The 24,553-nt window shown below is 45.4% G+C and carries 16 protein-coding genes and 1 riboswitch; of the genes, 10 read left to right on the top strand and 6 right to left on the bottom strand.

The window, feature by feature from the left end:
* The first annotated feature begins 130 nt into the window (after positions 1-130).
* The 3 genes from BMY80_RS04585 (at position 131) to BMY80_RS04575 (ending at position 4,345) form a co-directional block, all read left to right on the top strand.
* Positions 131-3,313: a DEAD/DEAH box helicase gene (locus BMY80_RS04585; RefSeq protein WP_093141344.1), complete on the top strand. Its 3,183-nt coding sequence runs from the start codon at positions 131-133 to the stop codon at positions 3,311-3,313.
* Between the two features lie 225 nt (positions 3,314-3,538).
* A complete protein-coding gene (locus BMY80_RS04580; protein WP_093141342.1) occupies positions 3,539-3,796 on the top strand; it encodes a hypothetical protein in 258 nt (85 codons plus the stop codon).
* Between the two features lie 39 nt (positions 3,797-3,835).
* On the top strand, positions 3,836-4,345 hold the full coding sequence (locus BMY80_RS04575) for a hypothetical protein (RefSeq protein ID WP_143066450.1): 510 nt from the start codon (positions 3,836-3,838) through the stop codon (positions 4,343-4,345).
* Positions 4,346-4,514: 169 nt separating this feature from the next.
* Here the strand turns inward: BMY80_RS04575 and BMY80_RS04570 are convergent, their stop codons facing one another.
* The 3 genes from BMY80_RS04570 to BMY80_RS04560 form a co-directional block, all read right to left on the bottom strand.
* Positions 4,515-8,663, bottom strand: a complete 4,149-nt coding sequence (locus tag BMY80_RS04570) for a tetratricopeptide repeat protein (protein WP_093141337.1) — start codon at positions 8,661-8,663, stop codon at positions 4,515-4,517.
* Positions 8,664-9,132: 469 nt separating this feature from the next.
* Positions 9,133-10,863 (bottom strand): alpha-amylase family glycosyl hydrolase, encoded by a 1,731-nt coding sequence (locus BMY80_RS04565; protein WP_093141334.1) that lies wholly within the window; start codon positions 10,861-10,863, stop codon positions 9,133-9,135.
* Between the two features lie 661 nt (positions 10,864-11,524).
* Positions 11,525-11,947, bottom strand: a complete 423-nt coding sequence (locus tag BMY80_RS04560; protein ID WP_093141331.1) for a hypothetical protein — start codon at positions 11,945-11,947, stop codon at positions 11,525-11,527.
* 363 nt (positions 11,948-12,310) lie between these two features.
* A riboswitch (TPP riboswitch) is annotated at positions 12,311-12,408 on the top strand.
* Between the two features lie 65 nt (positions 12,409-12,473).
* On the opposite strand from BMY80_RS04560, the gene thiC reads away from it, so the two are divergent.
* The 5 genes from thiC to thiH all read left to right on the top strand — a co-directional run bounded on the left by thiC (position 12,474) and on the right by thiH (position 18,301).
* Positions 12,474-14,150, top strand: coding sequence for a phosphomethylpyrimidine synthase ThiC (thiC, locus tag BMY80_RS04555; RefSeq protein ID WP_093141329.1), 1,677 nt, complete (start codon positions 12,474-12,476; stop codon positions 14,148-14,150).
* Positions 14,151-14,183: 33 nt separating this feature from the next.
* A complete protein-coding gene (gene thiE, locus BMY80_RS04550) occupies positions 14,184-16,016 on the top strand; it encodes a thiamine phosphate synthase (RefSeq protein ID WP_093141326.1) in 1,833 nt (610 codons plus the stop codon).
* Positions 16,017-16,028: 12 nt separating this feature from the next.
* Positions 16,029-16,226: a sulfur carrier protein ThiS gene (gene thiS / locus BMY80_RS04545; protein WP_093141324.1), complete on the top strand. Its 198-nt coding sequence runs from the start codon at positions 16,029-16,031 to the stop codon at positions 16,224-16,226.
* 149 nt (positions 16,227-16,375) lie between these two features.
* Complete coding sequence (locus tag BMY80_RS04540; RefSeq protein WP_093141321.1) at positions 16,376-17,161, top strand: thiazole synthase; 786 nt, start codon at positions 16,376-16,378, stop codon at positions 17,159-17,161.
* 9 nt (positions 17,162-17,170) lie between these two features.
* A complete protein-coding gene (thiH, locus tag BMY80_RS04535; protein ID WP_093141319.1) occupies positions 17,171-18,301 on the top strand; it encodes a 2-iminoacetate synthase ThiH in 1,131 nt (376 codons plus the stop codon).
* A 59-nt stretch (positions 18,302-18,360) separates the two neighbouring features.
* Here the strand turns inward: thiH and BMY80_RS04530 are convergent, their stop codons facing one another.
* From BMY80_RS04530 to BMY80_RS04520, 3 genes are all read right to left on the bottom strand, one after another.
* A complete protein-coding gene (locus BMY80_RS04530) occupies positions 18,361-18,834 on the bottom strand; it encodes a LexA family protein (protein WP_084155428.1) in 474 nt (157 codons plus the stop codon).
* Positions 18,835-18,847: 13 nt separating this feature from the next.
* Positions 18,848-20,068 (bottom strand): MFS transporter, encoded by a 1,221-nt coding sequence (locus tag BMY80_RS04525; RefSeq protein WP_093141316.1) that lies wholly within the window; start codon positions 20,066-20,068, stop codon positions 18,848-18,850.
* A gap of 203 nt (positions 20,069-20,271) precedes the next feature.
* Entirely contained in the window at positions 20,272-21,516 is a 1,245-nt protein-coding gene (locus BMY80_RS04520) for a hypothetical protein (protein ID WP_093141313.1), read from the bottom strand.
* A gap of 357 nt (positions 21,517-21,873) precedes the next feature.
* Between BMY80_RS04520 and BMY80_RS04515 the strand changes: the two genes are divergently transcribed.
* Positions 21,874-22,194, top strand: coding sequence for a YebG family protein (locus BMY80_RS04515; protein ID WP_031579210.1), 321 nt, complete (start codon positions 21,874-21,876; stop codon positions 22,192-22,194).
* A gap of 555 nt (positions 22,195-22,749) precedes the next feature.
* Entirely contained in the window at positions 22,750-24,534 is a 1,785-nt protein-coding gene (locus BMY80_RS04510) for a tetratricopeptide repeat protein (protein ID WP_177178491.1), read from the top strand.
* The last annotated feature ends 19 nt before the right edge of the window (positions 24,535-24,553 follow it).

Here is a 24,553-nt window from a genome sequence, read left to right as displayed (position 1 = left end):
TTGCTTAATATTGCAAAGTCTGTCCGGTTTTTTTATCAGTATTAAAAAAATACGTGAGTCTGAAAAATGATTGTGCTATCCTGGATAAATAAAAATTGAAAGAACATTTATTATCTGTACGGGGTGGATTATGCTTGAGGACGGACTCTATGAACAGCTTGTAAATCAGCTGCTTAAGGAAAAGATAAATGACGGTTCAAAAATAGTTGATACAAGAGAGCTGAGTGAAGAGGATGCCTCAAGAACCTTATCAAGATACGTTGCTGAAGTTGTAGAGCTCGGGATGAATTCCTGTAATAACGTTTCGTCCAAAATTCAGATGGCAAATAATCTGATTGAGAATCTTCAGTTACAGACAAATGAAAATTCCCTGAGCAGTTTCGCCATTCCACTGGAAAAAATCAATGACAAGGGAACGGTCGGTGCTCTGGAACTGCTGTCCGTATCCGGACGTGAGAACAATGTCAGAACCGTTAATGACAACGTAAAACCTGTCAGACCTCAGACATCTCTGGTTGAATCAAGCCTGTTCACCGGCTCTGAAAAGGAACCTTCGATGTTTGCCGAACTGCAGAAGGAGATTTTAACGGCTGACAGAATTGACATGCTGGTGTCATTTATCCGCTGTGCGGGAATACGTCTGATCTATGACCAGCTGAAGCTCTTTACCGGCAGAGGCGGAAAGTTAAGAATAATCACCACTTCGTACATGGGAGTTACGGAAGCCGCCGCTGTGGAAAAGCTAGCCGAACTGCCTAATACGGAAATTAAAATATGCTATGAAACAAAGCATGTCGGACTTCATGCCAAAGCCTATGTATTCTGTCGTAATACGGGGTTTTCCACCGCGTACATAGGTTCATCCAATCTTTCTCAAAAGGCTATTTCCTATGGTCTGGAATGGAATCTGAAAATTACCAGAAAAGAACTTCCAGAAACGTTTGACAAGGTAGAGGAAACCTTTGACATATACTGGAATTCTTCAGATTTTGAGATTTTTTCTCTCGATGGAAAGTCACGTCTTATTCAGGCTCTTAAACAGGAAAAACAGAGAGGAAGCAGCATATCGAAAGGTGGTTGCTACCTTTTTGAGGTAAGACCTTATAATTATCAGCAGGAAATTCTGGATAAATTGCAGGCTGAAAGAGAAGTCAGAAATAATTATCACAATCTGGTGGTGGCTGCCACCGGTACCGGCAAGACTGTAATTTCAGCGTTCGATTACCGTAATTTCTGGAAGAATAACCATAACGGCAGGGTGGATGATTATCCTAAACTGCTTTTTGTTGCTCACCGAAAGGAAATTCTGGTTCAGAGTCTGGAAACGTTCAGAGCCGTGCTCAGAGATGCAAATTTCGGAGAGCTCATGGTTGATTCATTTATTCCGGAAAAGTTTGAACATCTGTTTGTTTCAATCCAGAGTCTGAACTCCAAAAGTCTGACTGAAAAACTGACACCGGACTACTACGACTTTATTATTGTCGATGAATTCCATCATGCCGCCGCTCCTTCATATCAGAAGCTTCTTTCTTATTTCACTCCTAAAATTCTTCTCGGGCTGACAGCTACACCTGAACGTATGGACGGAGAGGATATTCTAAGATATTTCAATTATCGTGTTGCCGCGGATATCAGACTTCCCGAAGCCATAGAAAAAGGGCTGCTCTGTCCTTTCCAGTATTTCGGTGTCAGTGATACTGTTGATCTCAGTGAAATCAGGTGGACAGCGGGAGGATACGACAAAAAAGAACTGTCCAATGTATATTCACTCAATACTGCTGTAGCGGAAAGAAGAGCAGATTCCGTGATAATGAATCTCAATAAATATGCCATGGACTTGAGCACGGTAAGGGGACTGGGATTCTGTGTATCCGTTGAACATGCTAGATTTATGAGTGATTTCTTCAACAGAAACGGGATTGCTTCCGAGTACCTGACCGGAAATAGTGATGACGAATTGAGAAACGGGGTAAAAAGCAGACTGGTAAAGGGGGAGCTGAGTTTCATATTTGTAGTGGACATCTACAACGAAGGTGTGGACATACCGGAAGTAAACACCATTCTGTTTTTAAGACCTACGGAGTCACTTACAGTGTTCCTGCAGCAGCTTGGTCGCGGTCTTCGTCTTGCCGACGGTAAAGACTGTCTAACTGTTCTGGACTTTATAGGTCAGGCCAATAAAAAATACAATTTTGAGGATAAGTTCAGAGCACTTCTTTCCCGTACCAGAAAAGGTGTAGCTGACGAGGTTAAGAACAGATTTCCTTCTGTTCCAAAGGGATGTTACATATCACTTGAGAAAAAAGCGTCAGAGTATGTTCTCAGCAATATTTCCGGTTCCTACAGTTCCAGAAAGGGGATTCTCAGCCGTATGGCCACCTTTGCTGAGGATTCCGGAGAGGAACTTACACTGAGTGCTTTTCTGCGATATTACAAGCTCAGTCCTAAAATATTCTATAAATACAAAGCTTCATTCAGCAGTATGATGTGCGCGTGCGGATTCATTGACGAGTGCGAAGAGGTTTTTGACGGAAGGGCATGGTACGGTCTGGCTGTCATTGATTCACGAAGATGGATTGGTTTTCTTCTTGATTTTCTTCCTAAGGCTGAAACAGCAGATTTTAATGCGCTTTCAGTAATTCAGAAAAAAATGCTGCGCATGTTCTGCTTTACTCTGTGGGATAAGGTAAATGTTGAGGATGATGTTAATGCCGGGAGCATTAAAGGCAATATTCTCAGACTTGTGCGCAACAGAATCATTATGAATGAAGTAATGGAGCTTCTTGAATATAATCTCAGCCGAATAGACTTTGTTGACAGGCCTGTTCTTGATGATAAGGATCTGCCGCTGGATCTGTACTGTACATACAGCAGAAATCAGATTCTGGTTGCCTTTGACTATTACAATGTAGGTAATATGCGTGAAGGCGTGAAGTATTTTGATGACTGTAAAACGGATATCTTTCTGGTGACTCTTAACAAGAGTGACAGGGACTACTCACCTACAACCATGTACAAGGACTATTCCATAAACGAGAATCTCTTTCACTGGCAGAGTCAGAGTACTACAGGCGATACAAGCGCAACAGGTATGAGGTATATTAATCATGCCGCCACGGGAAACACGATACTTCTCTTTGTGAGGGAAAGAAAAAATACGGCTGTCAGCGGATTTACCGAAAGCTATACATTCCTTGGAAAAGCAAATTACGTATCGCATACCGGCAATAAACCAATGAGCATCATATGGAGACTTGAAGATCCTATTCCTTCGAAATTCCTGAAAAAGACCAGTAAACTTCTTGTCGGTTAAAGGCATGGACGGTTAGAAATGAACTGCCCGGGAGCGTTTTAGAAGTGAATGATAAAACAGCAGGATATAATCGCAGCTGCAGTTGTTATATTCACCTTGAAAATTAGTTCTTTATGAATAAAACGTCTATAACGGAAAAATCTTTTATGTGAGATAACTCATAATAAAAATATGGTATATAATTATAATCCATGCGATTATTTAAATGTTGATAGGAGAAAATATATGAATCGTCTTGTTTATAATTTAACGTATTGGCCATGCATTATATTGACAATTAATCTGTACAGGAATTCGGTAGAGCAGAATCAAAATACAACTTTACTTGCTATCGGCTCTGCTGTTGCTATTGCTTCCATTGTGATAGCAGGTATCAGAACTAAATCAATGGGAAAGTCGTTGTGGAACCTGATTTGGTTATTCATTCCTTTTGCCAGTTTTATATATGCACTGTATATAGGCATTGCTAATAAAAAAAAGTAACTGTTTGAACAGTACAGGTAAAGAATAGGGGGCAATATTATGGCCAGATTGGGATGCCGTTGCGGAGCTGAAATGACAAACACGGAAGGCCCGTCACCTCATCGGCTGAACGTGTTTTTAAAATCAGAGATTGACAAAGCATTATCATACAATCAGGATATCTCATTATGGGATTTTTATACAGGATGGGATGAACTGGCTGAGTGCCGGAATTCGTTCCAGAACCGTTCTGAACCTATTGAATACTGGTACTGTACCGGGTGCGGACGCATCTATGAAGTTCAGGCTGTTTCCTGCGGCAGAATACTACGGTGCTTCAAATCTGTTTCTGATTTAACGGAGAAATATAGCCCTGAAGGTTTAGAGGAATTATTTATACTCTGGGATAAAGAAATGGATGATTTTCTTGATTTGGGGAACGATTACCGGCTTAAGGATTATGTTTCTCAAGTGAAAGTAAAGCATTACATATCCTCTGATCAGAAAACAGTATACGGTCTTGATGCGGCTGAAAATAGATTGATTTGCAAATACATTCTGGAATCCTGAAGAAAATACAAATATCTTACCTGTTATCGCATGTGCGAATACCATATCTGCAGTCCGTACAGTCAATTGCGGTCTTAATCTGAAAAACAGCTGCCGAATTCACTTCTGTTCCATAAAAATTCCCCGTTATGCTTCAGGCATAACGGGGAATTCAATTCATTACCGTCCGTTAGTACAGAATGTTGGACAGAATTCTGATGGCATCATCAACATTGCCGTCAGCCTGCCCCTTCGCATACAGAGAACTGATGTAGTAGGTAGCCATTTCGTTGCCCTTAAGAGCTGCTGACTTGATGTTACCCAGAGCCTTAACAGGGTTCTTGCTGCCGCCGATACCGTTCATCTGCAGGGCTGCGAAGTTGAAGGTAGCCTTATAGTCACCGGCAGAATCGGCGTAGTTAAGGTTTCTGTAGGCTTCTTCAGCGTTAATGTTGGTACCGATACCCATCAGGTAGAAGATACCGAGGTTGTTGTATGCCTTGAAGTATTTCTGGGCTGCTGATTTGTGCATCCATTCGAATGCCTTTTCATAATTGCCTTCGTAGAAATAATTCATTGCCAGATTATACTGAGCCTTTGCGTCGGTAGGTTCTGATGAAGCAGGTTTCTTGACTTTTGAGTCTGCATCATGAAGAATATAACGACCAGGGTTATTGCCACAGATACGCTTTGCCTTGTTGAAGATATCATTATAGTTTGCAATACCGAGATTACGAACTTCTGTATAATAGAACAGGTTCATAAGAGCTGCGGCACTCAGGAGGGTGGTGTTGTGGGTTGCTTTACCGGTTTCACCCATGAGTACTGAATGGCTGCAGGTCTGAACGTTCTGACCCATCAGGATATCTCTTGCAAGCTTTGCCTTAGGTGCGGTCACGTTCCTCAGAATTCTTGAAGCGTGAGCCGGATTCTTTTCAATGCCGCGACCGTAGAAGTAGAAGGATGCAAGAATAACCTTGCTGCCGTCACTGAGCTTGTCTGCAGGAACTCTGTTCAGAAGAGCGAAGATTTCCTTGTAGTCACGCTTGTTTTCAGCGAGCTTGGTACGAATCAGGGATTCGATACACTTGGTTGAACCAGCCTGCATACCCTTGTTGTAGTACTGCATTGCGGTTGCCAGGTTTCTCTTGCCTGAAGCATCGGTTGAATACAGGTCACCTGCGTGACAGAATGCGTCAGGAATGTTCTTTGCCATACCAATCTTGTAGAATTCCTCGGCCTTCTGCAGGTTTTTGGTAACACCGTTGCCTGTTGCATACAGCAGACCCATTTCAACAGGATACTGTTCCTGAATTTCCTTCGGAGCAGTAAGGATCATCTTTGAGATTTCCTTGGTGTTGTTGGTCTTTGCATAGTACTTGAGAAGGACGGTATCAACGTCCTTGTCGTTCTTGTGCATGTATTCATCAAGATATTTCAGTGCTTCCTTGCTGGTAGACATGTTGCCAATCAGAGCCAGACCTGCCTTGCGGTAGGCATCCTTGACGTTGTGACGGGCTGCGAAGATATACAGATCCTTGATGGTCTGTTCATCTGATGTCACGTTCTTGACGCTCTCATCTTCATAGAGTTTTGCAAGCTGATAGGCTGCATTGCCGTTCTTCTTGGCGGCACTGGTAAAGAAACTTGCAGCCTTTCTAGGATCTGCCTGAACTCCCTTGCCGTCGAGGTACATCATACCAAGCTTGTACTGAGCGTCGGTGTTGTTCTTTTCAGCAGCAAGACTGAGGAACTGGGCAGCCTTCTGATAATTCTGCGGAATTATTGAACCGTCAAGATAGAGGTTACCGGCAGTATACATTGCATCCTGCATACCGGCTTCGGCAACATCGATTACATACTGCGCACCCTGCTGCTTCTGCTGTTTGGTGTACTTACCCTGCAGGTAAATGGAACCGAGCATGTATTTAGCTTCAGGATATCCGGCTTCAGCTGCCTTTGCGAGAAGGGCGTTACCGTTCTTGATGTCACGTCTTACGCCTTTCTTACCGCTGATGTAGCGTGAAGCAAGTTCATACTGGGCGATAGGATTGCCCGCGTCTGACTGAGTCTTGAGAGTCTTGAAATCAGCCTTTGCCAGCTGTTCCTTGGTAAGCATCTGAACTTCTTCAGTGCTCTGGGCTGCCTTTTCAGCTTCTGCCTGAGCAGCAGCGGCAAGTTCTGCTTCCATCTTGGCAGCGGCTTCTTCTTTTGCAAGAGCTTCCTTGCGGGCTGCTTCAGCGGCTGCTTCAGCCTTGGCGGCTTCCTGTTTTGCCAGTTCTTCAGCCTTGGCTGCTTCAATCTTAGCCAGTTCTTCCAGACGTGCGGCTTCTTCTCTTGCGGCTTCTTCAGCTTCCTTGGCAGCGGCTTCGGCTGCAGCCTTGGCGGCGGCTTCGGCTTCAGCATGCGCAAGTTCCTGAGCCTTGGCTGCTTCTTCAGCTTCACGACGGGCTTCTTCAGCTGCACGGGCAGCTTCGGATGCCGCTTCTTCCTGCTGTTTTACTTCAGAGGTGGTGTTCACGGCAAGCTCAATGGTGTCTTCATCGTTACTTGCAATGGCAATGAGGTCGTCTGCTTCATTGGTATCCTCAACGGAGAAGGCGTCAACGTCCAGATCCGCAGGAGATGATGCCAGAAGCTGAAGGTTAGGAGTTACGTTTGAAAGATTTTCCAGCTGCTTGTTGATTGAGTTTTCTCTGGTTGCCAGATATTCATAAGGAGAATTGAGCAGAGATTCAAAATCAAGCAGGACCATGCTTTCTTCAATGGTCTTGAATGAACTTACAATCTTGAGCTTTTCCTGAGCCTGACGCTGTTTTGCGGCAAGAAGCGGACTTGAAATAAAGATTAAGTCGGCATTGCGGCGGATATCAAGAGTGTTCAGCAGACTGTATGAAGGAAGGTTGAGGTTAACCAGTTTGCCTGCAATGTTGTTACCGTGATAGAAGCCTCTTTCAGGGAACTGCTTCTGCTTGTTTTCTACCGCTGCAAGTTCAGAACCGAGAAGTTCAAGCTTGATAGGAGTTTTTGACTTTTCGTTAATCTTTTCCATCAGCTTGATGTCTTCGGAATAGACATTGATGTCATTCTGACTCATTTTGGTCATGCCTGACTTCATCAGATTCTTGTATTCATTGAGTTTAGGTGCGGCCACGTAAATAGTGTCGTTGGTGCAGCCAGGAATTTTCTCCTTGAGAGAAACTTCATAAACTTCGAGCGGAATTCTGTCGATAATAAGATTATCGGTAGGTACAACACGGTTGATTACGCCGTCTACTGTAAAGCTGTCAGTGGTGTTTATCTGACATTCGTAGAAATTAACCGCATTGTTTGCGAAATTTACTGCCTTTCTTACAGCCTTGTCGTAGTTTTCGGTGATCTTCTGGTATTCATTTGCACTGGCCTGAGGATCATCGTCCATTCCCGGCTTAACAAGGGCAGGGTAGGAGATTACGCTTGGCAGCACGTGATTGAGGTTTGCCAGATCCTGAAGTGTGGTGGCATTCAGTTCGGTAAAATCGTCATTGGTAAAGAATTCACGATTGTCACCGATGCTGGTAGGAACCTTCTTGATCATGATGTTGATTTCACGAACCATGAAGTTTCTCATTTCGTATGGAGAAATTCGGCTGTAGTCATCAGCACCGATGAGATAGCGGCAAACTTTGAGAGCGTCGATAGGTCCATAGAGAGAGCGAATATCTTCTATGGTGTAGTATGCGTTTCTGGAGAAGGCCTTGTATGCCTTGATTGAGCGCATGAGTTCCTGTTCTTCTACAGAGTTCGGCTTATAGAAGGTGAATATGTTCTGTGCAACGTCAAGGTAGAACTTGTAGGTTTCAGGTACTGATTTGGCATTCAGCTGTTCGGAAATGTTCTTGAGTTTGCCTCTGATGTTGTCCAGTGCACCTTTGGAAAGATACGGACTGATATCAATTTCAAGAATTTCGCTTTCATTCTTCTTGCTTAACTTGCTTAATTCAGATTCAATGGCATTGATTTCCTGAAGATCGAAATCGTCGAGATTTTCGGTCTTCTGCTTCTTCTTGTGAAGCTGTTCTTCCAGTTCGGAAATCTTGATTGCCTTCAGTCTGTTGGTCAGATTTTCAACGTTGCTGAAATCATCTGACAGAACAGAGTTGTACAGGGCGGCTGCTACTGCCACCGGATTGTTCTTCTGGTCATCCTGAACATGGAGATTGTCCGTAACATCGTCACTGCTGTCCGTTCTGCCGTTTAAATAAGCCCATGTGCCTACACCGATTACGCCTGCTGTTGCTACAACGCCGAGTGCTATGGCTGCAGGTGAGGTGTTTCCTTTTTGCTTGAATGTACTCATTTTGTTTTTCGCTCTTGATAATTTAAGAAGAATGTCGCCTTCAGCATGTAAAACCCTGCATGTTCAGGTATTCATACTATTTTGATTCTAAAACATCGACAGGTATATAACAAAGAATACTGAATAATTGTGTCAATACCTGTAAGTTATTTCACAACTATTTTATGAGAGTGTTCTTTATATATGTAAGTTTTTTATACTTAATCCTGACGGTTTAGGAAAAATATACTGATTTATCAGTACTTTTCAGAAAGTTCAGAAATCAGTTTCGGCTAAGTTTTTCTTATAAGTCGTTATTATTATCTACGGGAATTCCCGTTTCCTTTCATATGTTGATTTCGCCGGCACAAAATTGCATTGCTGTTGAATTAACGGTTAATATCTTGGATTAATTTTGTTAAATCGTACCGGTCTTAAAAGTCATCAGGGAATAGAAAGTGATTTCTATTCCCCGATCTGGTTTCAGATACTATCTGCAGTTAAGACTGAAGAAAGTCCCCGACAGTGACGGAGCTTCAATCACGCCTGAAGATACCGCTCCCTTGCCCACAAGTTTGGTAAGGCTGCAGGTTCCGAGTCCCAGAGTGTTCCAGACTTCATTGCTGATGGCAATTTCTCTGGTGCTTTCACCGATGTTCAGTACATAGAGTACACGGTCGTTCTGGTACTGTTTCAGGTCAATGTATACGCTTTCATCACTGTAGATGTGTCGGCGGCTTCCGTTTGGCAGTGCCTTATGAGTATCGCGGAGATTCAGATATTCTGCGATATCCTTCTTCAGGTTGAGTTCCTGAGAGTTGAATCCGCTTGCTCTTGCCTGGGTTCTTGCCACGTGGTCGTCACACTGGTTGACTTCGTAGCACTTTGATGCAGGCGGCTTAGCGAAGTTAGGCATGTCTTCACCGACTTCGTCACCGTAGAACATGATCATAGGACCGGACATGGCGGTCATGTAACTGAATACTGCACGATGGGCGTTGTAGTATGAGTCACCCTTTCTGCCGTCCTGTTCGTAACCTGCTCTCTGGAGAAGGTCGCCGAATCTCACGATGTCGTGGCCGGAAATGTAGTTGGTCATTGAAGCATGTACTTCAAGATTGTTCAGCTTGTTGGTTTCCTCGTTCAGGAATGAAACAGGCTTTGAACAGTCGCCGTTTGAAAGAGATTCCTTGGTTGCGAATACGCGAATCATGGCGTTTCTTGAAGGAAGGCTGATTGCACTTTCAAGACTGTTGTTTACGAATGCTACATTCTGATAGTCCTTGAGGTTGTATGAAGCCATCTGAGCCATCATGAATGCTGCAGGCTGTACAGTCTGGTTGCCCAGCTTGTATGAATTGCTGCTCTTGGCAGATTCGGCTTCCATTGCCTTGCGGATTTCCTTCCACTGTTCAGGCTTGATCTGATAGGTCTGGTCAAGTCTCCATCCGTCGATCTTTGCTTCCTTAACCCAGTAGGTGGCAACTTCCTTGAGGAAGTCCAGAGACTGAGCTGTGTTAAAACAGGTACCGTAGGTGAAAATCATGTTGTCAGGATTACCGGTGATGTCACGACACTGCTTGTCTGCAACCAGACGGTGACCGCTAGGGCTTACAGGGTTAACATTGATCTTTGAGTGACCGAATGCGGCGTCGAAGATTACGCGCATGCCGAGAGCGTGTGCCTTGTTAACCAGTTCCTTGAGTTCTGCCTTTGTACCGAACTTAGGGTCAACTTCAAAGTAGTTTGAAGTAAAGTAGCCGGTACCGTCGAGCTTGTACAGTTCAGCATCCTGATCCTGCGCAACCTCGGTTTTGAAAATAGGGGTGAGAAGAATTGCATTTGCACCGGTGGACTTGATGTAGCTGAGGTTTTCGATAATGCCCTTCAGGTTGCCGTCATGCTGGCTCGGGCCCCATGCGTAACCATATCCCATGGCTCCGCCTTCTCCGTGAAGATAGCTTTCAACCATAATCTGGTACATTCTCATGTTACAGTTCTTTGCAGGACCGTTAAAGCAGCCCTGTCCGTCATTTTTGTCGGAACTCAGGTTGCTAGGTGTGATCATAATAGGGGTTGCCAGAACACTGCGTTTGCAGACTACTTCTTTTTGCCAGGCAAATGTACCTGCTGCATTTGCTGTTCCAAGATCAGTGAGTACTGTACCAGTGAATGCACCTAATGCCAGACTGGTAAGAGTCGCGAGTTTCTTTATGTTCATTTATTTATTTCCTCTAGAATAAATGTTTCCCTTTAACTTTAAGATATGTACTTGGATCAGATTCCTCAAACGTATAAATCCATGGCTTCCTTGCCACAGATTTACATCGCATATCCTTGTGCTTCTCTTCCGTTTTGTTTTATTTATATTTGACATTTTTTACGGGAAGAACATGCTATGCCGGTGAAAACTTCTGAAAAAGATTTTCACATGGTTTTATTATATCATTTACATTTCTGAAAATATAAGAATATTGTTGAAAAGTTTGATAAAATGGTGCGAGTTATTATATATATGTAAAAAACTTGTAAAAAATTTTGCCGTTTGCGTTTAAAAATCTCCGAAAAGTGCATAAAAACAACAGTTTAGAAAATTTTAAAAAGTAAATTTTTTAATTTTTTTCAGAAAATTCTTCCGATAATTTTTGCAGTAAAAGCGTTTTTGATAGTTTTTTGCTGTTATAAAAAATTTATTATACAGGTCTTTTTTTATATAAAATATCTATATATCGTAATCAGGAGGGGGCCGGATGATTTTCAGACAGGATGTTATCCCGGTGTGAAGTGGCAGGCATAAATCTCTGGGGGAGGCCGAACGGCAGGGTCAGGACGGATTCACCGTACCGGCACTGCCGTTTTCCGAAAGATGCGGGCTGCAGATCCTACTTCTTTTTCTGTGCGTGTTTTACTGCCTGTCTGTGATTAAGTCTTGAATCGATGTCATTCTTGAGATTGTTGACCCATCTGTTGTAGTTTCTGTGGATCTTTCCGTCCTTGTAGGCGTCCGGACCTGAACTGTGCTTAAGCTTGATTTCAAAAGAGTTTGCGGTGTATTCCACAACTGAGGTTACATCGATTTTACCCGGTTTGGAGTAGGATATCTCAACCTCGTGATCGTTGGAATTGATTACAGTCCAGTCTCTGTCTACAGCCGCGGCAATGATTTCGTCCTTTATTTCAGAGTTTGTCAGACCGTATGATGCCGGAATCACTTCTGAAGGAGTAAGTACCGGTGCTGTGGTGCAGGCTGCTGTGAGCATGGCGCTGAATGCGAGTGCCATAACCGTTGATTTGCTGAATTTCATATTGAAGTATCCTTTGCGCTTTATTGTCTTGCGGTATTGACGGGACATGTCGTCAGAACCAGAACCGGTTTCCGGAATACGGTTCTTTTAACATATTGCCCGTGTCGTTTTGTTTATGTTTTCGTGTCAGGTCCGAATACCGTCTGAATCAGATGCGTCTTTTTTCCTGACAGCCCCGCGTATCAGATTAAATGATTCACGTGAATATCAAGAATAAAAATTTTTACTGATGTTTCAGAATTGTGACTGTAAACATTTTTTGAACAGTGTCGCGCGGCATGGATTCGGATGATGCACGGTGAAAGACGACATTTCAGAAAAATTTGAATTTTACGAAAAAAATAGTAATATTGTAGTCAGTTTATACACCTGTCGGAGTGCCTTGCGGCTGAGATCATTTTATGAAATCCGTACAACCTGCCCGGGATAATGCCCGCGAAGGGAACAGATATAATCTTCTGGACCGTCAGGTCTTCAAGACCATTCCGTACCGGTGTTTTTGTATAGTTACCTCCGGAACAGTCTTATGTCAGAAACATCTCCATCACTCAAAGAAATATTTTCAGAAAGAGAAAAGGCCTCTCAGGAAAGATTAAAAACCCTGCGCGGTTATGCCTACCCGCGTTCTGCACGCAGATACATTCCCGTACCCGGGACGGATTACAGCGTTCCTTCAAGAACAGTCAGTCTTACCAACGGTGAAAGCGTGGATCTTTATGATACCGCGGGTATTTACGGTGACACCTCGGCTGTCATTGATGTGACAAAGGGGGCTCCGCTTGTTCGTGAATCATGGCTGAAAAAACGTGATGATCTGAGGATTGTTGAAGGAGCTTCCGAAAAGTGCGGAATATCATCCGCCAAAATCACCCGTGAAAGTGAAGGCTGCATGACCCAGCTTGCTCTTGCAAGAAAGGGAATAATCACCGACGAAATGAGATATATTGCCGCCCGTGAGAACATCGGTGCAAAATCGGATTTCTTCACTCCGGAAATGGTCCGCGAGGAAGTTGCCGCCGGCAGGGCGGTAATTCCGGCCAACGTGAATCATCCTGAAGTGGAACCGATGATAATCGGCCGCAGATTCAAGGTGAAAATCAATTCAAACATCGGTAACAGCGCCATTACCTCTTCAATTGCGGAAGAGGTTGAAAAGATGGTGTTCAGTACCATTTACGGCGCCGACACCGTAATGGATCTCAGTACCGGCAGGTATATTCATGAAACCAGGGAACAGATTATCAGAAACTCTCCTGTACCAATCGGAACCGTACCTCTGTATCAGGCTCTGGAAAAGGTAAACGGCATCGCGGAAAATCTCACCTTTGAGGTGTTTAGGGAAACCCTGATTGAACAGGCTCTTCAGGGTGTCGACTATTACACCATTCATGCAGGTCTTCTCCGCGAGTTCATTCCGATGGCCTCCAGAAGACTTACCGGCGTGGTATCACGCGGCGGTTCAATCATGGCAAAGTGGTGCATGTTCCATAAGAAACAGAACTTCCTTTATGAAAGATTTGATGAAATCTGCGATATCTGTGCGAAATATGATATCGCCATTTCACTCGGTGACGGTCTGAGACCGGGATCTATTCATGATGCCAATGATGAAGCTCAGATTTCAGAACTCAAAGTACTGGGAGAACTGGCTCAGCGTGCCTGGGCAAAGAATGTTCAGGTTCTTATTGAAGGTCCGGGACATGTTCCTATGAACCGCATAAAGGAAAACATGGAACTTGAGCTTGAATACTGTCATGAGGCTCCTTTCTATACCCTGGGTCCTGTGGTTACCGACGTCGCTCCGGGATATGATCATTTTACCTCAGGCATCGGTGCGGCCATGATTGGATGGTTCGGTACCTCAATGCTCTGCTATGTTACTCCGAAGGAACATCTCGGCCTTCCTAAAAAGGACGACGTTCGTGAAGGTCTCATGGCCTACCGTATAGCGGCTCATGCGGCTGATCTGGCAAAGGGACATCCGGGAAGTACGGCATGGGACTATGCAATGAGCAAGGCTCGTTTTGAATTCAGATGGGATGATCAGTTCGCACTCAGCATCAATCCTGAACTTGCCAAGCGTTTCCATGATGAGGACCTTCCTCAGGACTGCCACAAGGCTTCAGAGTTCTGCTCAATGTGCGGACCGAAGTTCTGCTCCATGCGCATAAGCAAAGAAATCAAAGAACTCGCCGGTAAATAAACCGGTGATTTTGCAAGGATAACGGTGATAAATATGTTGGATACAGTACTGACCATTGCCGCAACCGACAGCTCAAACGGTGCCGGAACCACGGCGGATCTTGCCACCCTTAATTTCTTCGGTGTATACGGTGTTGCCGCCATTACCGCGGTTACCGCCCAGAATCTGAACGAGGTTCTGGCGGTCAAGCCTGTCAAGAACAGAATCTTTACCAAGGAACTGCAGGCTCTTTCAGCTGATTCCATGCCGAAAATCAAGGTGATAAAGCTGGGATTAATCCCGAACGAAAAGATTTTAAGAACCACGGTTACCTTTATCAGGGAGCAGAAAAAACTCAACCCCGACATTCTTGTGGTATGGGATCCTGTTGCTGTTGCCGGGACTGGCGGAGAGCTTTCGGAGATAAATTACAGCCTGTGGCTGCACATCATTCTCCCTCTGGTTGACGTGTTCACTCCTAATTTAAACGAAGCTCTGGCTCTGTGTGAGGGATTTGAAGTTGATACCTCCGGTCTTAAGAACTGCATGGACAGTCTTACACAGCTGTCTCTCTATTTCAGGAAGCTCGGTGCCGGAACCGTATATCTTAAAGGCGGCCATCTGCCTGCTCTCATAAACGAGGATGAGAAGACCGCCAAGGGCAGGTCGTCAAAGCAGGGAGTTTCCGAATTTGAAAAGCTGACATCCTACATTTATGATGTCGTCGTCAGCGGTGAGAACAATGATGTTTATTACTTCGGCTGCGGCAGGTTTGCCGGTGCGTCAAACAGTACCGGTGTTCACGGTACCGGATGCATTATGGCAAGTGCCGTTGCCGCCATGCTGGCCAAAGGATACAACGCCGTCGATGCCATAGCCTATGCCAAGGCGTACATGACACGCGGCATTGAAAATTCGGTGGACGTCGGAGCCAGAAGCCGTCTGTTCAGACACGGGTATATAAACAACAGTGAAATGCTGCAGTATTTCCCTTATATGGCGCGTACCGTTTCAGAACTGGAGCTTATCTGCAATCCTGCGGAAAACACTGGATTTGCACCGTGTGCCCACGATCTGGGACTGTATCCTGTGGTGGACAGTTCAGAATGGATTGGTATTCTCTGCGAAAACGGGGTGAAAACCATGCAGCTTCGCATCAAGAAGCCTGAATCATCCGAACAGCTTGAACAGGAAATCGCCAAGAGCGTGAAACTTTGTGAAAAATACGGCGCCCGTCTCTTCATTGACGACTATTATGAGCTTGCCATCAGGCATAAGGCCTACGGCGTGCATCTCGGTCAGGAGGATCTGATAGACGCCAAGCTTAATCCGATTAGAGAAGCAGGTTTAAGACTGGGTGTGTCCACTCACGGTTATGCGGAAATCGCCAGGGCATGTCTGCTGAAACCAAGCTATATAGCTCTCGGACATATCTATCCGACCGGTTCAAAGGTTATGGCCTCCAGACCTCAGGGACCTTCAAAACTTGCCGATTACGTGGCGCTGGTGGACCCGGCATATCCTACCGTGGCCATCGGCGGCATCAAGCTGCATAATCTAGGTGACGTGAAATCTTCCGGTGTCGGTTCCGTGGCAGTCATAACCGCCATTACCGCCGCTCCGGATCCCGCAGCGGCCGTAAGGGAATGGCTTGATGCCGTGGGAGCAGGTTCTTCGGATCCTGCGGTTAAGACCGAACGCCGGGGCAGAACCGTTAAAAAGACTTCATCCGGATCTGAAACCGGTGTATCAAAGAGCAGGACGGTTTCAGCAAAAAAGACGGGAACCGGCAGATCAGCCTCTGCCGCCGGAACTTCGGCAAAGGAAAGAGCCCGGAGAAAAAGCCGGTCGGTAAAGACAGAAAAGACATCAGAGGATAACGCTTAGACGGAGAGTTTTATGATTGTTTTTGTAAATGACGAAAAAGTGGAAACATCTGCATCCAGCCTTGAGGAACTTCTTTCAGGTCTTCAAGGTCTTCCGGAATATTATTCCGTTGCCGTGAATGATGAGATTGTACCCCGCGGAACCTACGCCTCCTGCGTGCTTAAGGAAAACGATTGTATTACGGTTTTCGCCTTTATGCAGGGCGGTTAGAAGAATACTTCACTGAACGGGGGCCTGTTCAGTGAATACGGAGAAGAGGATAATATCTCCTGCGCCGCACCGGAATTATTGTACGTAACATATCTGAAAACATCCGGTATCGGATTTTTTCCGGATGTTCTGAATATCAGGTAATTAAAATGAGTGATGAATTAGTAATCGGAGGAAAGAGTTTTTCCTCAAGACTGTTTACCGGAACCGGTAAATTCGCAACTGCGGATCTTTTAAGCAGGGCTGTTTCAGCCTCGGGATCCGAACTGGTGACCATGGCTGTTAAAAGATGTGATTTCAGAAATGAGTCAGATGCCATTCTGCCGGCTTTAAAAAAGCTTCCCGGCGTGAATCTTCTGCCAAATACATCAGGTGCCCGCAATGCGAAGGAAGCCGTGTTTGCCGCCAATCTCGCCCGTGACGCTCTGGGAACCAGCTTCATAAAGGTTGAGGTTCACCCGGACCAGCGTTATCTGCTGCCGGATCCGGTGGAAACACTTGAAGCCACCAGAATTCTGGTAAGTCAGGGATTTACCGTTCTGCCGTACTGCAGTGCCGATCCGGTTCTCTGTCTGAAGCTTGCCGATGCAGGTGCCGCGGCCGTAATGCCTCTCGGTTCCCTTATCGGCAGCAATCAGGGACTTACCACCATGTCCATGCTGAAGGTTATCATTGCTCAGAAGACTGTTCCGGTTGTTGTTGATGCCGGAATCGGCAAACCTTCCGATGCGGCTCTGGCCATGGAAATAGGTGCCGATGCCGTACTGGTCAATACAGCCATAAGCGTTGCGAGGGATCCCGTAGCCATGGCCGAAGCCTTTGCCATGGCTGTGAAGGCCGGCAGAAAGGCTTATCTCTCCGGTCTTGGTCCTGTTTCCGAAACCGCTCATGCCACAAGCCCTCTGGAAGCGTTCCTCAAGGACTGCGGCTTATAGGAGAAATTCATGAGTTTTTTTGATGAAATCGGCAGATACAGACTGAGTGATCTCTCAGCCGAAGTGCTTAACAAATCAGAAAGGGAAGTTGACGCGGCCCTCGCCAAAAGCCGTAATGACGAACAGCTGGATCTCGGGGATTTCATGGCCCTGATTTCGCCAAAGGCTTCACCGTATATTTCAGACATGGCTGTTCTTGCACAGAAGTATACACGTCGCCGTTTCGGTAATACCGTCAACATGTATGTTCCTCTCTATCTGACCAACTCATGTTCCAATCAGTGCCGTTACTGCGGTTTTGCCGTCAACAACAAGTTCAGGCGTCGTATTCTGAATGCTGAGGAAACCAGAATCGAATGCGAGGCAATCCGTAAAATGGGTTATGAAAACATCCTGATTGTTTCAGGAGAAAACGCCCAGCGCTGTGGTATGGACTATTTCCGTGAAATGGTGCCTGTGGTGGGCGAGTATGCCTCATACATGATGATGGAGGTTCAGCCTATGGATACTGACGAGTATGCTGAACTCAGGCGTCTGGGAGTGGATGCCGTTATGGTTTATCAGGAAACCTATGATCCTGAATGCTATGACCGTAATCACCTCCGCGGCAGGAAAAAGGACATGCGCTACCGCATGGAAACTCCTGAACGTCTGGGTGATGCCGGAATGGACAAGGTGGGCATAGGTGCTCTTCTCGGACTTTATGACTGGCGTGCCGATACCGTTGCCCTGGCGATGCATCTTATGTACATGCGCAAACATTACTGGCAGACCAGAATGAGTCTTTCATTCCCGAGACTCAGACCTGCTGCCGGAGGTTTTGAACCGGAGTATCCTATAGGGGACAGGGATCTTATTCAGACCATCTGTGCATGGCGTCTTTTTGACAATATGCTGGAGATATCCATTTCCACCAGGGAAAACGCCCGATTCAGAGACGTGATTACTCCGATTGCCATAACCTCCATCAGCGCGGCTTCAAGTACTCAGCCAGGAGGGTATGCGGTGGACAGACACGACCTGCCGCAGTTCATCATCAGTGATGACCGTTCAGTGAAGGAAGTTACCGATGCCCTGCGTCTTAACGGACTTGAACCGGTATTCAGAGATACCAGAAGCTCAATCGTCTGTCAGGCGTAAAAAGAATGACGTTATGAAACAAAGAAGCTCTCCTCTGATAAAGACGGAGAGCTTTCTGTTTAATGGCGGTATTTTCTGAAGGAGGTGACAACGACTCCGGTTATTTCACACTCCAGATCAGAAGTGAGCGGAATAGGACGGTATTTCGGATTTGCCGGTATCAGCTGGGGGTTAGGGTAGTCCTTAAAAAACTTGGCCGTAAATTCCCCGTGAATTGCGGCTATCACCAGATCTCCGTTTCTCGGCGGCAGTGAACGATCCACAATAAGGTAGTCTCCCGGCTGGATGCCCGCATCAATCAGGGATTCTCCCTCCACCTGAAAGATATAGCTTGATGCCGGATGACGGATGCAGAATTCGTTCAGATCCAGTGAGCTGTCAATATATCCGTTGTTCGGCAGCGGAAATCCCGCAGCCACCTTTTCAAGTGACAGAGGCAGTTCTACCCTGCTGACGTTTTCTCCGGTCTGATAATCAGCCGGAGCAGCAACCGGAGTAAGCTCCGGACTTTCTGATTTTTCCTGATTGCTCATCTGTTCTCCTGTTTTATCTTTCTGCCGGTGCTTCGGTTTTTTCCAGACGGGCCTTTCTGTCAGCTCTGATTTTATCAATGTCGGGAACCAGAAATGCCAGCAGGGCGGCAACGAAGGCTACTGCGGTGATGGTGTACATGGTGTAGGCGATGCCGTATGTATCGGCGATATATCCTAGTATCGGGGAGGTGAGGCCTCCGAAGCTGATGCCGAGACCTATGGTTATGCCGGAAGCAAAGCCTACGTGGCGGCAGAGAAATTTCTGTCCCAGAACCATGGATACGCTCAGCGTGCCGTAGATACAAAAGGCTACCGGAATAAGCAGCAGGGAGGCTGCTATGCTTGAGGATGCCTGATTAAACATCAGCAGGAACGGCACGGATGAGGCGGCACTGTAGAAAAGCACCTTCTTGAACCCTATGCGGTCAGCGAGAATCCCTCCGGCGAGACTGGCAAATGCCGAGCAGACGGCAATAAGACTCAGATTGAGGTTAGCCTGCTGGGAATTTAGACCGAAGGTTTCAATGAAGTATACCGGAATGAACGTGGTAAGGCCGAACAGCACCATGGATCTGAAGAATATCATGGCGGTCAGCATGGCAAAGCCTCTGTAGTCTTCCTGTTCAACTGATGCGTTGAGCTGCTGTCTCTTTTCCTCTGTTCTGGTGTATTCAACATACTTGCGGTTGCGCAGTATCAGCCATGTTGACATGATGAATGCCGGAATGCCGATAACCACGATTCCCGGAAGCCCCCAGAGGAGTGTGGCTCCGGATATAAGACATGGACCGGCCGTAAAGCCGAGATTTCCTCCCACAGAGAAAATACTCATGCCTTTTCCCTTGTTGGTGGTGGAAACGCTGTTGGCTATTTTACCGGCCTGAGGATGGAATATGGCCACGCCGATGCCGGAGGTGGTAAGCAGCAGAAACAGCAGGGAGAAATCCGTGATAAAGCCTATGAACATGAGACCGAGGGCTGAGATGATGATTCCGAGACTCATGAGATAAGGTCTCGGCTTGCGGTCACTGATGTAGCCTACGATCGGCTGAATCAGTGATGAAACCAGAGTTGAGGCCAGAACGAGGTAGGACATTTCCTGTTTGCTGTGCAGAACTCCGGAATTCAGCATGACGGTAAGAGCCGCGCTTACCGAGCCCTGATTTATGTCAGTGGCAAAATGAGCCAGCAGGAGAATAAGATTTTCTTTATAGGTTTTTACGAATTTAATCATGACTGTATCTGCCGTGGATAATCTGCGGTGCAGAAGGTTGCTTTACCGCGTCGTGTGTGTAAAACTGCGTGTTCCGGCAATTATATCATTTAAGCGGGATACAGTGATGAATTTTGATTAATCTCACAAATTGAAAAGCGGTTTCCGCTAATAATCATCAGGCTGTCATCAGATGCCTGAAACAGCTTCCGGCACTCCATTTTTTATTTTTTCCGTGATGTTTCTTCCTTATTCCTTTCTTCCATGAGCTTTCTGCCTTTACTTACCTTTTCGGCATAGCCTGAGTTTTTCATTCTGTGTTCAGATTCACTGAGAAGCGTACCGAAGCTTTTCAGGAATGGAGCGCTCCTGTGAAGTCTGAATATGGCGGTCAGGAATTTATGCAGCGTCAGTATGGCGATGCATATCATTACTGTTTCAATGACAATCAGTTTAAGGTTAAGCGAACCGGAACCGAAACGCAGACCTGTATGAATCAGTTCTCCCAGACTGTCCTTAAGAAAATATCCGGCGATAGAAATGACCGCAAGAGAAAGCACTGACAGTGCGGAAAATAAAATAACTGCGCGTGTCTGGGATTTTCGGAAACTGCGGTATCTGTATGACCGCAGTATTTCCGGAACTGCCGCAAGTTCAATCGCGTTGTCGTTGTAAAGACTGCTGTGACACTGAGGACATCTGATTACTGCAGGTCCGATGCTGTCTTCAAAAAGAGCATGTCTGTCAAGAAGACAACCGCAGTAGCCGCAGCAGTTGTCTTCAGTGAGATAGATGTCATTGCGGTTTTCATCATGGCCTGAAGCCGCAATGTCATGTTCTGCATTATCTCTGGAATTTATAAGGTTTCGGTATTTTAACGGCAGTCTGACGCCGAATCTTGCCATTGCTTTAAGATACTCGGTATTTCCAAGTCTGGCCGCTGAACGTTCGAATTCCTTTCTGACGTCATCAGTATATCTGGAGGTATAATAAACCAGAAAAATCAGACTTACTGAACACAAGACCGTTACGATGGTAAAAACAGTGTGTGACGTACACAGAGACGATTCTCCTGTCAGACATACGTAGGTTCCGGAAAAGTAAAGATATGCAGCGTATCCCGCCACTGTCAGAATCATCAAGAGAAATGCTCCGAGAAGCACGGCCGTATTGTCAGGATGACCGGTAATGGCTATCTCTCTGTTTGCGGGATTGAAGAAAATCTGTCCGCACTTTGTACAGCACTGCAGCACGGGGCCGGGTCTGCGGCTTAAAATATCGTGTCCATGATATGCGTCATTGATTCTTTTACCAAAAGACGAATCCAGTATTCCGCGGTTGTAACTGCCGACTTTTCCGCATCTGGGACATGCCGGCAGTTTTGTATGCTGCATGGACTTGAAACTGCACATTGCCGCGTCGCGAAGATTCTGCGGGGTGTAGCCGTCGCTTCTGTAGCTGCTGCTCATTTCTATTTTCTTCTTTTTCTTTTCCCTGATGACTGTTTATGTACAGCCATCCTGTTCCTGTTGTATTAACCGTATGCTGATGTATTTTACCTTGAAAAAAGATTAATAAATAAGACAGATGTGGCAAAAAAGTCTGCTTTTCTTACTGGTCAGAGCATTAAAAATGTTGACCGTAACCGGAGTATTGATATAATAAAATATATACGCTATAAAAAATAATTTGTTGTTTGAATTTGTTTTACAGCGGTATAATGAATCTGTACGTTATGTTTCCGGTGAAAAATCAGACATGTGTGCAGCTGTTATTACGGTCGAATTCAGTCCTATGGCAGAAATTTATTTGGAAAGTCGTAAATTATGAAAAGAACTATAGAAGTTGAATATATTTTAAAGGATGAAGAAGGTAAGGAAGTGGCTAGATTTCAGGACATTGAGGAAGCTCGTAAATACGACCGCATGCTGGATGCGGCCGATGGAATCTTCAGCCTGTTCAGCAGCATCAAGGAGCTGGACGGAGTTAAGGAAAACATAAAGGACGAAATATCCTTCCAGATTGCCCGTCACAGCGAGGAGATTATGGAAATACTGGGCAGAATCAGTTCCAGAAAGAAATCCTCAAAAAAGAAGGCTGAGGCCGAAACAGCTGAAGCATCTGAAAAAACACCATCCGAACAGTAACGCCGGGAAAGAAAAATTTTTCCCTCTCATGCTGATGAAAACACGGCTGCCGGATATACCGGCAGAGACATTCATGCTGAAATTTTAAAGCCGTGTTTTTATTCCGTTTTTAGAAAAATCAATGATTTTAATGATTCTTATATAATTTTTCTGTAAATCTGTGTGATTTATGTCCAATACTGGCTGATAAATGTCATCTTTAGCTAAATTTTAATCACTAAACATGAATTATCTCGCAACAGTAATTTCATGCAGGCCTTATAATGAAAGTGTCGGTGCTTAATAAGTCGTACTGATTGTCCAGGTTTCGGTATGATAAAAATTCGGCCTGTTTTTTTAATGCATGTCAGCAGCTTTACGTACGGTTCATGTCAGCTTCTGATATCGCCGGCCGCCACTTGCAGTGAATTCAGTATCAATGCCGCTTAAGACAATCAGACTCTGTCCTGACTGTAAAAGAGGCTTTTTGCTTTCAATATCCGTGCTGTACACAGTGGAACGGATGTTCGGTACCAAGCTTTTTTAGGATTAACTCATACATTTGAGGTTATGGCTATGGAAAGTCCTAAAGTATTGTCATCAGCCGTTTTACTGGCTGTCTTCTCCACTCTTACCGCCTGTGGCGAATCGGATATTGAACTCTGTAACATGGCATATGACGAAGCCGATTACAGCAATGCCATGGAATACTGTCAGCGCAGCAGGGCGATAAGCCAGCCTGATGCCCTGTATATTATGGGACGTATTCTTACGGAAGGTCTGGGCGGAATAGAAATCAAAAGAGACGAAGGTCTTGATTACCTTTACAGGTTCCTGTTTGTACCGGGACTCAGTTTTTCGGACTATCCGTATGCCTCGGATGTTCTGAGAGAACTCTCGAATGACGGTGATTTTCTCGGCAGGCATCCGGACAAGGCAAAGAAAATCATTAATCTTTTTGAAAAAGTCATAGACAATCCAGAATTCAGGAACAGTCAGAATTATCGTGCTCTTGCCAACCTGTATATAAACGGGTGGGGAGGAACGGAGCCGGACTATGCAAAGGCGTGGCTGTATCTTGACGAAGCCTCAAAAATGAAAGATCTGGATGCCATGTATTATCAGGTCGCCATGTTCATGAACGGCATGGTTGATAAATCACCTGAAAACATCAGCAGATTCAAGGAACTTGTCGCCAGCCGTTCAAGATCCGGCGTTGCTTCCGTTGATGAACTGAGAGAGTATGCCGTTGCGCTTCTGGACAGTAAGGAAAAGGATACCGATACCGAATACGGACTGACTGTACTGCGTGAGCTGGCAGGTGACAATGACGGTGAATCAGCATATATTCTCGGAAGCTATGATCTGGAAAAAAATGATCTTCCCGGAGCGAAGAAATGGCTGAACAAGGCTTCCGAACTGGGAATTGCCGCAGCCACGATAAAACTTTCCGACGTTATGTATGCCGAAAAACAGTACAAGGGAGCCTTCAATCTTATTTCAAAGGCTGCCGAGTCAGGTGATCCTATGGCACAGTTCAAGGTTGCTCTCATTTATCTTGGAAAGACAAGTTACGGTTCTGACGTTCCGGTGGATTATGCCAGGGGCATTGAGTATCTCAACAGAATCGCCTCTGTGGATCCTGAGACTGTCGGCAGAAACAGTTATGAGTATGAGGCTCTGGTTTCTGGAAGAAGAGCACTGGCCTCCATATACACCTACGGAGCCTTTGATCAGCCGAAAGACGTGAAAAAGGCTGAAGCGCTGCTTCTTCCTTTATCCGACAGTGATGCTGATTCCGCCGGCGAACTCGGTGATATCTATGCCATGGATGAAAGTGAGCTGCATGACAATTCCAAGGCTCTTCAGATGTTTGAAAAGTCCGTAACCTCGGGACTTGCTGAAAATAATCTGATTGTTGGTTCAATGTACCTGCATGGCCTGGGAACATCTCCTAATTTTGAAAAGGCGCACCGTATTTTCACCCACGTGGCCGATGAGGGTAATATTGATGCCTACAACGACCTCGGCAATATTTATCTCAATGGTCTGGGTGTGGAAAAGAATCTTGAAAAAGCTGAAGAATTGTATATCAAATCAGCAGAGAACGGTAATCATGCGTCTCTTTACAACATGTCTGTTCTCAAGGCTTCCACAGGGGATTATTTATCCGCATATGTCTGGTCTTCCGCCTACGCTTCATGCGGATATGACAATGTCGTATCCAAGCTGAGGTATTATTACGGCAAAGTAGACAAATCCCAGCAGAAAAAGGCTTATGAGCTGGCAAATGAAACAGTTGCAAAATACGGCTGTGAGCCTAAAAAGAATGCGAAAAAATGGTGGCTGAATCCAAAGTAGCTTTTTTTCGGGCAGGGCG

It is taken from the genome of Ruminobacter amylophilus, assembly GCF_900115655.1.
Classification (GTDB): Bacteria; Pseudomonadota; Gammaproteobacteria; order Enterobacterales; family Succinivibrionaceae; genus Ruminobacter; species Ruminobacter amylophilus.
Note: the sequence above shows the minus strand (reverse complement) of the source record. Positions and strands in the feature narration are given on the sequence as shown.